Source organism: Bacillus sp. 220_BSPC, assembly GCF_001054655.1.
GTDB lineage: Bacteria > Bacillota > Bacilli > Bacillales > DSM-1321 > Peribacillus > Peribacillus frigoritolerans.
This window is the reverse complement of record NZ_JVPL01000005.1, coordinates 15,401-30,565: the sequence shown is the minus strand read 5'-3', so window position 1 is coordinate 30,565 and position 15,165 is coordinate 15,401. Positions and strand designations below refer to the sequence as shown.

The following is a 15,165-nucleotide window of genomic DNA, read 5'->3' as shown; positions in this document are numbered from 1 at the left end:
CTTCCTTCTATAAGGATTTTATAGTGATTAATCTTACCAGCGATAATGTGCGAAAGCTTTGTTGGCTTCAGCCATTTTGTGTGTATCTTCACGTTTCTTAACTGCTGCTCCAGTATTGTTGGCAGCATCCATGATTTCATAAGCTAAACGCTCTTCCATCGTTTTTTCTCCACGAAGGCGAGAGTAGTTTACTAACCAACGAAGTCCTAGAGTCGATTTACGGTCTGGACGCACCTCAACTGGTACTTGGTAGTTAGCTCCACCCACACGGCGTGCTTTTACTTCTAGTACAGGCATGATGTTTTTAAGTGCTTGATCGAAAACTTCGATCGGCTCATTGCCAGTACGTTCTTTGATTAAATCAAATGCAGAGTAAAGAATTTTTTGTGATTTACCTCTTTGTCCATCAACCATTAATTTGTTGATTAAGCGAGTCACAAGTTTTGAATTATATATTGGATCTGGTAATACGTCTCTTTTCGTTACAGGTCCTTTACGAGGCATTATATTTCCTCCTTTCAAGAAAGTTCAATTTTGGTTTTAGTTTATTTTTTTGCTGCTTTCGGACGCTTAGTACCGTATTTAGAACGGCCTTGCATACGATTGTTAACTCCAGCTGTATCAAGAGCACCACGTACGATATGGTAACGTACCCCTGGTAAATCTTTTACACGTCCGCCACGGATAAGAACCACGCTGTGTTCTTGTAGGTTGTGACCGATACCTGGGATATAAGCTGTTACCTCGATACCGTTTGTTAGACGTACACGCGCATATTTACGTAACGCGGAGTTTGGTTTTTTCGGTGTCATAGTACCCACACGAGTGCAAACACCACGTTTTTGCGGAGATGATACGTTAGTTTGTGCTTTTTTAAAGCTGTTGTAGCCTTTGTTAAGTGCTGGAGATTTTGAATTAACCTCTTTAGACTCGCGTCCTTTACGCACTAATTGATTAATAGTAGGCATTACATTTTTCCTCCCTTCACGTTTTCATTTCTAGTACCACACATCCAGGTGGTTCATAAATGGGTAAAAACAAAGTCTTTGCAAATATTATTGCAAAAACATTTTTACTTTTTAATGGCAACAGTTGCTGCTCCGACATCAATACCACATGCTTTGCCAAGCATTCTCATCGAATCAACATATGTGATAGGAACATCCAATTCTTTGGCGGTCTCAACGACACGCCCAGTCAAGTATATATCTGCATCATCAGCGATGATAACTTCTTGAATTAAATTGTTTTTAAGAGCTCTAACTGCTTGCTTCGTCCCTATAATCACTGACTTTGCCTGTATTACTTTTTCATAAGACATGGTCCATATCCTCCAAAGTTACAGGGTAACATAGGAGCACCTTTGCTATAGTATCATTATAAGTCGGATACTGTCAACTTCTTTCAAAAAAATAATTCAAGCAAAAGGTTTTCCTTACATAATTCTATTAAGATTTTCAATTTGCCCAAACGGAAATTATCAAATTCTCATAGGCTTTACAGCCGGCCATGAGTAATAAGAGAGACCAGCTCAATAAATTCTGATCCTTCATCTCCTCCAATAGGAAACGGGAGTGTGGTTTTCAGTTTAAATTATTGAGCTGGTCCTTTTTCCATTAATCCACTGTTACTGTATCGGCATTTTCGTCAACAACGACAGGGTTTGCTTTTCTGTATCTAAGCATTCCTGTTCCTGCAGGGACAAGTTTACCGATGATGACATTTTCCTTAAGCCCCAGCAATTCATCACGTTTTCCTTTTATTGCTGCATCAGTCAAGACCCTAGTTGTTTCTTGGAATGACGCGGCGGACAAGAAGGAATCCGTTTCAAGAGATGCTTTTGTGATACCTAGCAATACAGGACGGCCTGTAGCAGGTAATTTGTTGGTCAGCAATGCATCAGTGTTTGCAGTGGTGAACTGGTTGACATCCAATAATGTTCCTGGAAGCACTTCAGTTTCGCCTGCATCAAGCACACGGACTTTACGCATCATTTGTCTAACCATTACCTCGATGTGCTTATCACCGATTTCAACACCTTGCATCCGGTATACTTTTTGAACTTCATGAAGCAGGTATTCCTGAACAGTAAGCACGTCTGTAACCTTCAGCAATTCTTTCGGATCGATGGAACCCTCTGTCAACTCTTCACCACGACGGACAGGTGTATCAACAGTTACTCTTAAACGTGCTGTGTACGGCGCAGTATATGTGCGTGATTCAACAGCACCTTGAACAACGATTTCCTGTTGTTTATCCCGAATTTCATTGATGGAAACAATCGTTCCTTCAATTTCGGAAATGACAGCTTGACCTTTAGGGTTTCTTGCTTCAAATATTTCTTGGATACGAGGAAGACCTTGAGTGATATCGTCCCCAGCAACCCCACCTGTATGGAATGTACGCATCGTCAACTGTGTACCAGGTTCTCCGATTGATTGAGCGGCAATGATACCGACTGCTTCGCCCACTTCAACTTCTTGACCGGTAGCCAAGTTGCGTCCATAACATTTTTTACATACACCATGGCTGGTGTTACATGTAAAGGCAGAACGGATCCATGCTGTTTCGATTCCAAGTGATTCAATATAGTTAGCAAGATCTTCAGTAATAAGATCATTTTCAGCCACGATTACTTCATTTGTTTCTGGATGTCTGATCGCTTTTCTTGCATAACGGCCAACTAGGCGCTCTTCAAGATGCTCAATTATTTCAGTACCCTCTCTCAAGGCTGAAATTTTCAAGCCGCGGTCCGTTCCACAATCGTCATCACGGATGATGACATCTTGGGCAACGTCAACAAGTCGACGGGTAAGGTAACCGGAATCGGCCGTTTTAAGCGCTGTATCGGCAAGACCTTTACGCGCACCATGTGTAGAGATGAAGTACTCCAATACGGTTAAACCTTCACGGAAACTTGATTTGATCGGTAATTCAATGATACGTCCAGCCGGGTTGGCCATCAAACCACGCATACCAGCAAGCTGCGTAAAGTTGGAAGCATTACCACGGGCACCGGAATCACTCATCATGAAGATCGGGTTGCGTCGGTCCAGGGAGTCCATAAGTTTGGACTGAATGGTATCCTTGGCAGCACTCCAAATTGAAATGACGCGATCATAACGCTCATCCTCAGTAATAAGACCGCGTCTGAATTGTTTCAAGACGTTATCCACTTTGGTTTGAGCCTCAGTAATGATTTCTTGTTTTTCTTTTAAAACGACAATATCAGCCACACCAACGGTAATACCAGCTTTTGTCGAATATTTGAATCCAAGATCTTTCATCCGGTCAAGCATTTTGGATGTTTCGGTAATTTTAAAGCGTTTAAAGACTTCCGCGATGATATTTCCAAGAATTTTTTTCTTGAAAGGATCGATAGCAGGTTGGGACTTAATCAATTCAGGGATATTAGCGCCCTTTTCCACAAAATATTTCTCTGGAGTTTTGGTTTCCAGATTATAACGTGTCGGTTCGTTAATATACGGGAATGATTTAGGTAAAATTTCATTGAAGATCAATTTCCCAACAGTCGTAATTAGAAGTTGGCCGTTTTGTTCTTCAGTGAATGTTTCATTATTTAGTGACGATGCATGTACGGCACAACGGGAATGTAAGTGTACATATCCGTTTTGGTATGCAAGTAACGCTTCACTTGTATCTTTAAAGATCATACCCTCACCGATAGCGCCTTCTCTTTCCAATGTTAAGTAATAGTTACCTAATACCATATCTTGAGAAGGTGTAACGACAGGTTTACCATCTTTAGGGTTCAAAATGTTCTGTGCTGCAAGCATAAGCATGCGTGCTTCGGCTTGTGCTTCAGAAGATAGAGGAACGTGGACCGCCATTTGGTCACCGTCAAAGTCAGCGTTGTAAGCTGTACATACGAGCGGATGCAAACGAATTGCACGACCTTCAACCAACGTTGGTTCAAATGCTTGGATCCCAAGTCTATGAAGTGTCGGTGCACGGTTCAATAGTACTGGGTGTTCTCTAATAACTTCTTCTAGGACATCCCATATTTCAGGAGATAAACGTTCAATTTTGCGCTTAGCGGATTTGATGTTATGCGCTAGACCCCTCTGAACAAGCTCCTTCATTACGAATGGTTTGAATAATTCAATCGCCATTTCTTTCGGAAGACCACATTGGTACATCTTTAAGTTTGGTCCGACTACGATAACGGAACGGCCAGAGTAATCAACACGTTTACCAAGAAGGTTTTGACGGAAACGGCCTTGTTTACCTTTTAACATGTGAGATAAAGATTTTAACGGACGGTTACCTGGTCCAGTTACCGGACGGCCACGACGGCCATTATCGATAAGAGCATCGACAGCTTCTTGCAGCATACGCTTCTCATTTTGAACGATAATGCTTGGTGCTCCAAGGTCCAGTAATCTTTTCAACCGATTATTACGGTTGATAACACGACGATATAAATCATTTAAATCAGATGTGGCAAAACGTCCTCCATCAAGTTGAACCATAGGACGAAGCTCCGGTGGAATGACCGGAAGCACGTCAAGGATCATCCATGAAGGCTCATTTCCGGAGTTACGGAATGCTTCAAGCACTTCCAAGCGTTTGATTGCACGGGTTCTGCGTTGTCCTTGAGCTGTTTTAAGCTCCTCTTTCAACGACTCTACTTCCTTTTCCGTATCAATATCTTGTAAAAGTTTTTTAATAGCTTCCGCACCCATGGCAGCTTGGAATTTCTTACCGTATTTTTCACGGTATGTACGATATTCCTTTTCAGAAAGAAGCTGTTTCTTTTCTAAAGTTGTATCGCCCGTTTCAGTTACTACGTAAGATGCAAAGTAAATAACTTCTTCCAAAGCCCGTGGAGACATATCAAGAACAAGTCCCATACGGCTAGGAATTCCTTTAAAATACCATATGTGTGAAACTGGTGCTGCCAGCTCAATATGACCCATACGCTCACGACGCACCTTAGCACGGGTGACTTCAACGCCACAACGGTCACAGACTACGCCTTTATAACGAACACGTTTATATTTTCCGCAATGACATTCCCAGTCCTTTTGAGGTCCAAAAATTCTCTCACAGAATAAACCGTCTTTTTCTGGCTTTAACGTACGATAGTTGATTGTTTCTGGTTTTTTAACTTCTCCATGGGACCAAGAACGAATCTTGTCTGGTGAAGCAAGACCAATTTTCATATACTCAAAATTATTAACGTCTAACAAGGGGCCTACCTCCCTTTTAATCTCCAGGTTTAACCCTTGATTGCCGTCACGTTATGAGGCAATCTTACACCGGATGATGGTTGATTGAATCAATAAGGCTCTAACAAGGCAGCATGATTTTCTAATGAACATCTCGCTGCCAGTCAGAGCAGGTAATATATTACTGGATATGTTTATATTTAATTTTATTCTTTGACAGGTGCCCCTACTTCGGAAGCAACCATATCTTTAGTTTCTGAATCAAGGCTTAATTTGTCTGCTTGGTTGGCTTCATCTTCATCTTCCAAATCACGCATTTCGATTTCACGATCTTCGGCATTGAGGATTTTAACATCCAATCCCAAACTTTGAAGCTCCTTAATCAATACTTTGAATGACTCAGGAACACCTGGTTCAGGGACATTTTCACCTTTGACAATCGCTTCGTACGTTTTAACACGACCCACGACATCATCTGATTTAACGGTTAGGATTTCTTGTAATGTATAAGCGGCACCATAAGCTTCAAGTGCCCATACTTCCATCTCACCGAAACGCTGTCCACCAAATTGCGCTTTACCACCAAGTGGTTGCTGCGTAACAAGGGAGTAAGGTCCAGTTGAACGTGCATGAAGTTTATCATCGACCATATGCGCCAGTTTGATCATGTACATGACACCAACTGATACACGGTTATCGAATGCTTCACCTGAACGGCCATCATAAAGGACAGTTTTTGCATCACGGGACATCCCAGCTTCTTCAATTGTACCCCAAACGTCTTCCTCAGTGGCACCATCGAATACAGGAGATGCTACATGAATGCCAAGTGCGCGTGCAGCCATACCTAAGTGTAGCTCCAACACCTGACCGATGTTCATACGTGAAGGTACACCCAATGGGTTTAACATGATGTCGACTGGAGTGCCGTCCGGTAAATAAGGCATATCTTCTTCAGGAAGAATCCTGGAGATTACCCCTTTGTTACCATGTCGTCCGGCCATTTTATCGCCTTCATGGATTTTACGTTTTTGAACGATATATACACGTGCGAGTTGATTTACACCAGGAGGTAGTTCATCGCCGTCTTCTCTGTTAAATACTTTAACATCAAGAACGATCCCTCCGCCGCCGTGAGGTACACGAAGTGATGTATCCCTTACTTCACGTGCTTTTTCACCGAAGATTGCATGTAATAGACGTTCCTCAGCAGTCAGCTCCGTTACACCTTTAGGCGTGACTTTACCAACGAGAAGGTCTCCGTCTTTCACTTCAGCACCCACACGGATAATTCCGCGCTCATCAAGATTACGAAGCGCATCTTCCCCTACGTTAGGGATATCACGGGTGATTTCTTCAGGCCCTAATTTTGTATCGCGTGATTCAGATTCATATTCTTCAATATGAATGGAAGTGTACACATCATCTTTAACCAATCGTTCACTCATGATGATGGCATCTTCATAGTTATATCCATCCCATGTCATGAAGGCTACCAATACGTTACGTCCAAGTGCCAACTCACCTTTTTCCATTGAAGGACCATCAGCAAGAATTTCACCTTTTACGACGTTGTCGCCAACACTTACGATAGGGCGTTGATTATAGCACGTTCCTTGGTTGGAACGAATGAATTTTAATAGACGATATTTATCAAGATTTCCTTTTACTTGCTGCCCATCTACTTCACTTACCCTACGTACCCATACTTCACGTGATTCAACGTGCTCTACGATACCAGGGTGTTTACAGATTACTGCAGCACCGGAGTCTTTCGCTGAAACATACTCCATACCCGTTCCTACTCGAGGGGCTTCCGGTTGAAGCAAAGGAACTGCTTGACGTTGCATGTTCGCTCCCATAAGGGCACGGTTGGAGTCATCGTTTTCCAAGAAAGGAATACATGCAGTCGCGGCAGATACAACCTGTTTAGGAGATACATCCATGTAATCTACGCGGTCACGCGGAACAACGGTATTTTCACCGCGGAAACGTGCAACAACATCATTATCAAGGAATGAGCCGTCATCCGACAGTCGTACATTCGCTTGGGCAACTACATAGTTATCTTCCTCATCAGCTGTTAAGTAATCGATTTGGCTTGTAATTTTACCTGTTTCAGGGTCCACACGGCGGTATGGTGTTTCAATGAAGCCATATGGGTTAACCTTTGCAAAACTGGATAACGAGTTAATCAAACCAATATTCGGTCCCTCAGGCGTTTCAATCGGACACATGCGGCCATAGTGGGAATAATGAACGTCACGTACTTCAAAGCCAGCACGCTCACGTGTCAGACCACCAGGTCCCAATGCAGATAGACGACGTTTATGCGTCAATTCAGCCAACGGGTTCGTTTGATCCATGAACTGGGAAAGCTGGGAGCTTCCAAAGAACTCTTTAATGGACGCAATGACCGGGCGAATGTTGATTAGTTGCTGTGGAGTGATTGTGTTCGTATCCTGAATGGACATTCTTTCACGGACAACACGCTCCATACGGGATAAACCAATTCTGAATTGGTTTTGCAGCAATTCACCAACGGAACGCAGACGACGGTTACCTAAATGGTCAATGTCATCCGTGATTCCCACACCATGTAATAAATTAAAGAAATAACTGATGGAAGAAATGATATCAGCCGGTGTAATGTTTTTGACCTGGTCGGTCACATAAGCATTACCGATGATATTGATCACTTTTTCGCCTTCAGCATCGTTTGGTGCAAACACTTTAATAGGTTGAAGAAGAGTTTCTTCCTCTACTACACCACCTGATGGATGGAATGTTTTGAATCCTATTCCACCTTCGATATGAGGCAGAATCCTATCAAGAGTCCGACGATCAAGCATTGTACCTTTTTCAACAATGATTTCTCCCGTTTCAGGATCAATCAAAGTCTCTGCAATACGTTGTCCGAATAAACGGTTCTTAATATGCAGTTTTTTGTTTATTTTATAACGGCCTACATTAGCTAAATCATAACGTTTCGGATCAAAGAAGCGTGATACTAAAAGACTTTTCGCGTTTTCGACAGTAGGCGGTTCACCTGGGCGTAGACGCTCATAGATTTCTAGTAATGCTTTTTCCACACTCTCGGTGTTATCCTTTTCAAGAGTGTTGCGAAGGTATTCGTTGTCACCGATCAAATCGATGATTTCTTGATCTGTTCCGAATCCAAGGGCACGCATCAATACCGTGATCGGTAATTTCCTGGTGCGGTCGATTCGAACATACACAACATCCTTGGCGTCTGTTTCGTATTCGAGCCATGCGCCACGGTTAGGAATAACGGTCGCAGAGAACCCAAGCTTACCGTTTTTATCCATTTTCCCATTGTAGTAAACACTCGGTGAGCGCACTAATTGGGATACAATTACCCGTTCGGCACCATTGATGACAAATGTACCTGTTTCAGTCATCAGCGGGAAGTCGCCCATGAATACATCCTGGTCTTTTACTTCCCCTGTTTCTTTGTTAACAAGGCGCACTTTCACACGAAGTGGTGCAGAATACGTAACATCGCGTTCTTTTGTTTCTTCCACAGAATACTTCGGCTCAGCTAAGCTGTAATCGATGAATTCTAACGATAAATTACCTGTAAAATCCTCAATAGGAGAAATGTCCTGGAACATTTCCTTTAAACCTACATCTAGAAACCATTGATAAGAAGCTGTTTGAATTTCAATCAGATTCGGAAGGTCCAAAACCTCACTGATTCTTGCATAACTTCTACGTTGGCGGTGTCGTCCATACTGAACAAGTTGACCTGTCAACTGATTCACCCCTTAAATCAAGCGTTATAAGGATCCATTTGCCTCGGAAAAGGAATCATTTCCATAGACAAAAAGAAAATGGTTTTTATTTTAAAAACCACTATTTCTCATAAAACGAACTATTATTTATATATTTTTCCCATATTATCCATTGATTATACACCAATGGTATAAAAATTGCATAGTTACGGAATTATATATATGCATTTTATAATACTAACATAGCGAAAATTTAGAGTCAAACCTTTTTGGATAATAGTATATAGTAACCTTTTTTCTTAACGGGCACTTCAATATTTCCAAATAATTGCTCCATTTTATCCATTGCGGAGGGAGCCCCTTGTTTTTTTTGAATGACAACCCATAATTCTCCACCAGCTACCAAACTGCGATAGCTTTCTTCTAAAATTTCGTGGACTACACTTTTACCTGCGCGAATGGGAGGGTTCGTAAGAATCGCTGCGAATTGATTGGAGGCAACTTTGTCAAAACGATCGCTTTCGTAAATATTCACATTTGCGATCCCATTAGAAGCAGCATTCTCTTTTGACAATTCAACTGCCCGGCTATTTATATCAATCATTTCTATCGTTCTATCGGGATAAGCTGCCGCAATCGATATTCCGATCGGTCCATATCCGCAACCAACATCGAGAATATTTCCTTCCACAGCTTCATTAAGGTTAAAACTCTCAACCAAAAGACGCGATCCGAAATCAACTTCCTTTTTCGAAAAAACACCATTATCACTTTTGAAGCGAAATGTACGTCCCTTTAATGTGAAATCCCAAAATTTCGGATTGCTTACGACATCCGGTTTATGTGAGTAGTAATGCTCTGTCAGAGTCATCTCCCCCTATCAGAAAGGAATATTGAAGATTTAATGAGAGAAGAGAATTGAAGAATGGATGCTTGCACGCCGGAATGTTCCAGTAACGATATCCTCGTTACCAAACCATTAACGGCCAGTTCCCGTCATTTCTTTAAAAATGAAGAAAAAAAGCCCGCCAATGATAGCGAGCTTTTTGTTTATGCAAGATTACTTAACTTCAACGCCAGCTCCAACTTCTTCAAGTTTAGCTTTGATTTCTTCAGCTTCTTCTTTAGAAGCGCCTTCTTTGATTGCTTTTGGAGTGTTGTCAACAAGTTCTTTTGCTTCTTTAAGTCCAAGACCTGTAACTTCACGTACAGCTTTGATAACTTTGATTTTTTGATCTCCAGCAGATGTAAGAACTACATCAAACTCAGTTTTTTCTTCAGCAGCAGCGCCACCAGCAGCAGCTACAGCTACAGGTGCAGCAGCAGTTACGCCAAATTCTTCTTCGATTGCTTTTACAAGGTCGTTTAATTCTAAAACAGTCATGTTTTTAACTGCTTCAATGATTTGATCTTTAGTCATTTTTATTTCCTCCTCGAAATGGTTGGTTTTTTTTGAATCAGCAGGCTAAATAAGCGGTTAGCTTACGCGCCTTGTTCTTCTTTTTGCTCTGCAACAGCTTTTGTAGCAAGAGCAAGTCCGCGCATAGGTGCTTGTAGCACGCTGAGTAGCATTGAAAGTAGGCCTTCGCGTGAAGGTAGTTCTGCAAGAGCTTTAATTTCTTCAGCAGTTGCAACATTTCCTTCGATAACTCCAGCTTTGATTTCTAACGCTTCATGTTTTTTCGCAAAATCGTTAAGGATTTTTGCTGGCGCAATAACATCTTCTGTTGAGAATGCAATTGCGTTTGGACCTGTTAATGATTCGTTCAAAGCGCTAAGCTCAGCACTTTCAGCAGCACGGCGAGTCATAGAGTTTTTGTAAACTTTAAACTCAACGCCAGCTTCACGAAGTTGCTTACGAAGTTCTGTTACTTCAGCAACAGTCAATCCACGGTAGTCAACAACTACTGTTGATTGGCTTGAAGTTAACTTTTCAGAAATCTCAGCAACGATTTTTTGCTTTTGTTCAATAATTGCGTTCATCCTTACACCTCCTGTAGATTTGCTTGAAAACATTTATACCGTTTCAAAGAAAAAGCCTTCATCTCTATTGCAGACATGAAGGCAGTAATTTCAAAAGTCATAGTCCAGGACTATTATTATCGAATTACCTCGGCAGGGAATTAAGCTCGTAATGAGCACCTACTGTCTACGGTACAAATAGTATTCATTTATTCACAACAAAACTTATTATAACAATAATAGTTTTGGTATGTCAATTATTTATTTGAAAGAAGAAGGATCAACTTTCACGCCAGGGCCCATTGTAGTTGTTACAGAAACGTTTTTCATGTAAGTTCCTTTAGCAGCCGCAGGTTTAACTTTCAATAATGTATCATAGATAGTAGTGAAGTTTTCCACTAGTTTAGCATCTTCGAAAGATACTTTACCGATTGGAGCATGGATGTTACCAGCTTTATCTACGCGGTATTCAACTTTACCAGCTTTGATTTCATTAACAGCTTTCGTTACATCGAAAGTTACTGTGCCAGTTTTAGGGTTAGGCATTAAACCTTTAGGTCCTAACACACGGCCAAGTTTACCAACTTCACCCATCATGTCTGGAGTCGCAACGATTACATCGAATTCGAACCATCCTTGTTGGATTTTGTTGATGTAGTCAGATTCGCCAACGTAGTCAGCACCAGCAGCTTCCGCTTCTTTTGCTTTTTCGCCTTTAGCGAATACTAATACGCGTTGAGTTTTACCAGTACCATTCGGAAGAACAACAGCTCCACGAATTTGTTGGTCAGCTTTCTTAGGGTCTACGCCTAAACGGAAAGCAACTTCAACAGTCGCATCGAATTTTGCGAAGTTTGCTTTTTTAGCAACTTCGATTGCTTCAGTTACAGCATAAGCCTTAGAAACTTCTACAAGCTTAGCTGCTTCAAGATACTTTTTACCTTTTTTCGCCATGATATAAATCCTCCTAAATTGTGGTTTTAACGGAATGACCTCCCACGAATAAAGGTTGCGAGTATCAATCGCAACCCCGTAGAAACAAATAGCAATTACATGGATTAGTCTTCGATGACAATACCCATGCTGCGAGCAGTACCTTCAACCATACGCATTGCAGCTTCAACGCTTGCAGCGTTTAGGTCAGGCATTTTAGTTTCAGCAATCTCGCGCACTTGATCACGCTTGACTGTAGCAACTTTATTACGGTTAGGTTCACCAGAACCAGACTCGATACCAGCTACTTTCTTGAGCAATACTGCAGCCGGTGGAGTTTTTGTAATGAATGTAAATGAACGGTCTTCAAATACCGTGATTTCAACAGGAATAATTAGACCAGCTTGATCTGCTGTACGAGCGTTGAACTCCTTACAGAATCCCATGATGTTTACACCAGCTTGACCTAATGCAGGACCGACTGGCGGTGCCGGATTCGCTTTACCAGCAGGAATTTGCAATTTAACCATTTTAATTACTTTTTTAGCCACGAGACACACCTCCTTATAAGTCCGTGATGTGGTAATAGGGTAATACCCTCCCACTCATCTTGAATTCTTTATCTATTAATAAAGAATGCTTGTATCGTTGAGGCCTAAAAATTGAAACATACTGACCTTTGAAATTTTACCACTTTCAAAAGGCAATTTCAAGTTTTTTTCCGTTTATAATTTTTCCACTTGATTAAAATCAAGTTCTACCGGTGTATCACGGCCGAACATATTGACTAGGACCCTTACTTTCCCTTTGTCTTTATCAAGTTCTTCAATCGGTCCTGCAAAAGTTGCAAATGGGCCTTCTTTAACTTGAACCGTATCACCGATTTCAAAATCAACTTCGATTTTGCTTTCATCTACGCCCATTCGTTTAAGAACGACTTCAATTTCTTCCGGAAGCAATGCAGTCGGTTTTGACCCCGCTCCAGACGAACCCACGAAACCTGTTACCCCTGGCGTATTCCGGACAACATACCATGAATCATCCGTCATGATGATCTCAACCAACACATAACCTGGAAACACTTTCTTTTTGGTCACTTTCTTTTTGCCATCTTTCACTTCTGTTTCTTCTTCTTCTGGAACTACAACGCGAAAGATCTTGTCTTCCATCCCCATAGTTTCAACACGTTTTTCCAAGTTAGCTTTAACCTTGTTCTCATAACCTGAATAGGTGTGAACTACATACCAATTCTTTTCCATGTGTTAGGACTTTAACGTCCTTCCCTCCCTGCAATCGATCATTTTCTTTATTAATCTTTATCTTTGAACGTTTTAGCCAAAAAACCATACAGGCGTCATCCCGAACTTAACTAGAATATATTGTGATGATTCATATTACAGCAGCACTCGTTTTTGAACTTCTTCACTTATTAAAAAAGACAAATTAAAAAACCCGTTTCCGGGCTTTTCTGCTGACACATATTATTCTATCACTATTATACCTTATTTTCGAATCTCTTATTCAATAACTAAGCGAATTAATTCGGAAATACCCAAATCGACCACTGTAAAGAATAAAGCCATAAATACTACAGTCGTTACCACCACGATTGTATATTTGGTAAGCTCCTTGCGTTTCGGCCAGCTTACTTTTTGCATTTCGCGAGCGACTCCGCTGAAAAATTCGGTAAAACGTTTCATGAATGTACCTCCAAGCATTAGAAGCTTCTGTCAATCTATTTATAAAACGGTTATTTCGTTTCTTTATGAATCGAGTGTGAGTTGCAAGTACTGCAAAATTTCTTGATTTCCAGCCGTTCGCCGCTTGTCGATTGTTTGCTCTCATAACTATAATTTCTTGAACCGCAATCGTTGCAGGCAAGAACTATTTTTTTTCGCATTAGATACACCTATCCTATCTACTATATCCATAAAACCTTATCACGACTGTTTTTTATTGTCAATATCAAAGCGGGTTCCACCCATTATGGACAACGTAAATCAAAACATCGGCTTGCATCTAAAAATCTTAGTGAATAAAAAAACTTCCATGTGGAGAAGGGACAGATGAAATTAAGCGGAAAAAGCGGAGGGATTATAAACTGATTTCCCTTACTTCCAGATAGCGCTCGAGCTTTCTTTTCACCCGCTGAAGGGCGTTGTCGATTGACTTAACATGCCGGTTCAACTCTTCCGAAATTTCTTGGTAGGTTTGTCCATCCAGGTAAAGAGCTAACACTTTTCTCTCAAGATCACTCAGGAGCTCGGCCATCTTTAATTCGATATCGTCAAACTCTTCTTGGTTGATGATCAGTTCTTCCGGGTCCAAAACCTTCGTACCCGATATGATATCCATTAGAGTTCGGTCCGATTCCTCATCATAAATTGGCTTGTCCAGGGAAACATAGGAATTGAGCGGAATATGTTTTTGACGTGTTGCTGTTTTGATAGCTGTAATGATCTGCCTCGTAATGCATAGTTCTGCAAATGCTTTAAAAGAAGATAACTTATCCCCTTTAAAATCACGGACGGCTTTATATAAACCAATCATACCTTCTTGCACGATGTCTTCCTTATCGGCACCAATCAAGAAATAAGTCCTTGCCTTCGCTCTTACAAAATTACGATACTTTTGGATCAAATAATCAAGCGCTTCACTGTCTCCAGTGTGCACCAACCCTATCAATTCATCATCCTCAAACTGAAGATACTTTTCGTTCAGCTTCATTCCGAATTTGAGACCCACATTATATCCCCCTGACCTGACTCAGATAGAAATATTATACAGCAGGTAAATTTTACCCGTCAATGGTTCAAATTTTACCCCGGCGCCATTTTTCGAAAATTTCTGCCACTTCTTCACTTAAAGGAATTTTAGCAACGGGTCTTATCGTTGTTGTTTTTCTTACATCTTTCTTGATTTCGCCTTGAATTTCTTGCATTTCAATTAGCAGTTCACGAGCGGATTTCCTTAGGGCCCCTTGGCCAAAGATCACCCACTGTTCCGTGAAGTCAGAGGTTGCCACTTGAATTTGCGTTTTGACATTATTCAGTTCGATGGCCATCTTTTCTATTCTTTCATCCGCAGTTTCATTTTCTTTTGTAAAAATTACGTCAACTTTGTGATTTTTGAATATGCGGGCAATTCCCTGAACATATTGAGCATCAAATACGACAATTACACGGTATCCGGTAAATGCTTGATATTCCGCCATCATTTCTATCAATCGGTCCCTTGCAGCTGCAAGATCCCGTTCTTTTAATTCTCTCAGTTCCGGCCAAGCTCCAATAATGTTATAACCGTCCACCAACAGAATATTCATT

General features: G+C 41.2%; 15 protein-coding genes and 1 other annotated feature. All 15 genes read right to left on the bottom strand.

The annotated features are described in order from the left end of the window. Positions 1 to 33: 33 nt before the first annotated feature. The 15 genes from rpsG to ADA55_RS00265 all read right to left on the bottom strand — a co-directional run bounded on the left by rpsG (position 34) and on the right by ADA55_RS00265 (position 15,164). Positions 34 to 504, bottom strand: a complete 471-nt coding sequence (rpsG, locus tag ADA55_RS00330; protein ID WP_048677878.1) for a 30S ribosomal protein S7 — start codon at positions 502 to 504, stop codon at positions 34 to 36. A 41-nt stretch (positions 505 to 545) separates the two neighbouring features. Continuing rightward, on the bottom strand, positions 546 to 968 hold the full coding sequence (gene rpsL / locus ADA55_RS00325; protein ID WP_034305038.1) for a 30S ribosomal protein S12: 423 nt from the start codon (positions 966 to 968) through the stop codon (positions 546 to 548). A gap of 104 nt (positions 969 to 1,072) precedes the next feature. Then, on the bottom strand, positions 1,073 to 1,321 hold the full coding sequence (locus ADA55_RS00320) for a 50S ribosomal protein L7ae-like protein (protein WP_034305040.1): 249 nt from the start codon (positions 1,319 to 1,321) through the stop codon (positions 1,073 to 1,075). 295 nt (positions 1,322 to 1,616) lie between these two features. Then, the gene (gene rpoC, locus ADA55_RS00315; RefSeq protein ID WP_048677876.1) at positions 1,617 to 5,213 is read right to left on the bottom strand and encodes a DNA-directed RNA polymerase subunit beta'; all 3,597 of its coding nucleotides are present in this window, start codon (positions 5,211 to 5,213) and stop codon (positions 1,617 to 1,619) included. 185 nt (positions 5,214 to 5,398) lie between these two features. Continuing rightward, positions 5,399 to 8,968 (bottom strand): DNA-directed RNA polymerase subunit beta, encoded by a 3,570-nt coding sequence (gene rpoB, locus ADA55_RS00310; RefSeq protein ID WP_048677874.1) that lies wholly within the window; start codon positions 8,966 to 8,968, stop codon positions 5,399 to 5,401. A 238-nt stretch (positions 8,969 to 9,206) separates the two neighbouring features. Next, on the bottom strand, positions 9,207 to 9,812 hold the full coding sequence (locus ADA55_RS00305; protein ID WP_048677932.1) for a class I SAM-dependent methyltransferase: 606 nt from the start codon (positions 9,810 to 9,812) through the stop codon (positions 9,207 to 9,209). Between the two features lie 195 nt (positions 9,813 to 10,007). Next, positions 10,008 to 10,367: a 50S ribosomal protein L7/L12 gene (rplL, locus tag ADA55_RS00300; RefSeq protein ID WP_048677872.1), complete on the bottom strand. Its 360-nt coding sequence runs from the start codon at positions 10,365 to 10,367 to the stop codon at positions 10,008 to 10,010. A gap of 62 nt (positions 10,368 to 10,429) precedes the next feature. Further along, positions 10,430 to 10,930, bottom strand: a complete 501-nt coding sequence (gene rplJ / locus ADA55_RS00295) for a 50S ribosomal protein L10 (protein WP_048677870.1) — start codon at positions 10,928 to 10,930, stop codon at positions 10,430 to 10,432. Positions 10,931 to 10,969: 39 nt separating this feature from the next. After that, positions 10,970 to 11,120: a sequence feature (ribosomal protein L10 leader region), on the bottom strand. A gap of 50 nt (positions 11,121 to 11,170) precedes the next feature. Then, a complete protein-coding gene (rplA, locus tag ADA55_RS00290) occupies positions 11,171 to 11,863 on the bottom strand; it encodes a 50S ribosomal protein L1 (RefSeq protein ID WP_048677868.1) in 693 nt (230 codons plus the stop codon). Between the two features lie 104 nt (positions 11,864 to 11,967). Next, positions 11,968 to 12,393 (bottom strand): 50S ribosomal protein L11, encoded by a 426-nt coding sequence (gene rplK / locus ADA55_RS00285; RefSeq protein ID WP_034305057.1) that lies wholly within the window; start codon positions 12,391 to 12,393, stop codon positions 11,968 to 11,970. A gap of 174 nt (positions 12,394 to 12,567) precedes the next feature. Continuing rightward, positions 12,568 to 13,101: a transcription termination/antitermination protein NusG gene (gene nusG / locus ADA55_RS00280; protein ID WP_048677866.1), complete on the bottom strand. Its 534-nt coding sequence runs from the start codon at positions 13,099 to 13,101 to the stop codon at positions 12,568 to 12,570. 258 nt (positions 13,102 to 13,359) lie between these two features. Beyond that, positions 13,360 to 13,542 (bottom strand): preprotein translocase subunit SecE, encoded by a 183-nt coding sequence (gene secE / locus ADA55_RS00275; RefSeq protein ID WP_034305062.1) that lies wholly within the window; start codon positions 13,540 to 13,542, stop codon positions 13,360 to 13,362. Positions 13,543 to 13,592: 50 nt separating this feature from the next. After that, positions 13,593 to 13,742: a 50S ribosomal protein L33 gene (rpmG, locus tag ADA55_RS28085; RefSeq protein WP_072273931.1), complete on the bottom strand. Its 150-nt coding sequence runs from the start codon at positions 13,740 to 13,742 to the stop codon at positions 13,593 to 13,595. 194 nt (positions 13,743 to 13,936) lie between these two features. Next, a complete protein-coding gene (gene sigH, locus ADA55_RS00270) occupies positions 13,937 to 14,569 on the bottom strand; it encodes an RNA polymerase sporulation sigma factor SigH (RefSeq protein WP_094246690.1) in 633 nt (210 codons plus the stop codon). A gap of 85 nt (positions 14,570 to 14,654) precedes the next feature. Then, positions 14,655 to 15,164: an NYN domain-containing protein gene (locus ADA55_RS00265; RefSeq protein WP_048677863.1), complete on the bottom strand. Its 510-nt coding sequence runs from the start codon at positions 15,162 to 15,164 to the stop codon at positions 14,655 to 14,657. Between the last annotated feature and the right edge of the window lies 1 nt (position 15,165).

Coding starts and splice junctions, on each gene's coding strand:
- rpsG (WP_048677878.1), bottom strand. CDS start 504: ATGCCTCGTAAAGGACCTGTAACGAAAAGAGACGTATTACCAGATCCA.
- rpsL (WP_034305038.1), bottom strand. CDS start 968: ATGCCTACTATTAATCAATTAGTGCGTAAAGGACGCGAGTCTAAAGAG.
- ADA55_RS00320 (WP_034305040.1), bottom strand. CDS start 1,321: ATGTCTTATGAAAAAGTAATACAGGCAAAGTCAGTGATTATAGGGACG.
- rplL (WP_048677872.1), bottom strand. CDS start 10,367: ATGACTAAAGATCAAATCATTGAAGCAGTTAAAAACATGACTGTTTTA.
- rplJ (WP_048677870.1), bottom strand. CDS start 10,930: ATGAACGCAATTATTGAACAAAAGCAAAAAATCGTTGCTGAGATTTCT.
- rplA (WP_048677868.1), bottom strand. CDS start 11,863: ATGGCGAAAAAAGGTAAAAAGTATCTTGAAGCAGCTAAGCTTGTAGAA.
- nusG (WP_048677866.1), bottom strand. CDS start 13,101: ATGGAAAAGAATTGGTATGTAGTTCACACCTATTCAGGTTATGAGAAC.
- secE (WP_034305062.1), bottom strand. CDS start 13,542: ATGAAACGTTTTACCGAATTTTTCAGCGGAGTCGCTCGCGAAATGCAA.
- rpmG (WP_072273931.1), bottom strand. CDS start 13,742: ATGCGAAAAAAAATAGTTCTTGCCTGCAACGATTGCGGTTCAAGAAAT.
- sigH (WP_094246690.1), bottom strand. CDS start 14,569: ATGAAGCTGAACGAAAAGTATCTTCAGTTTGAGGATGATGAATTGATA.
- ADA55_RS00265 (WP_048677863.1), bottom strand. CDS start 15,164: ATGAATATTCTGTTGGTGGACGGTTATAACATTATTGGAGCTTGGCCG.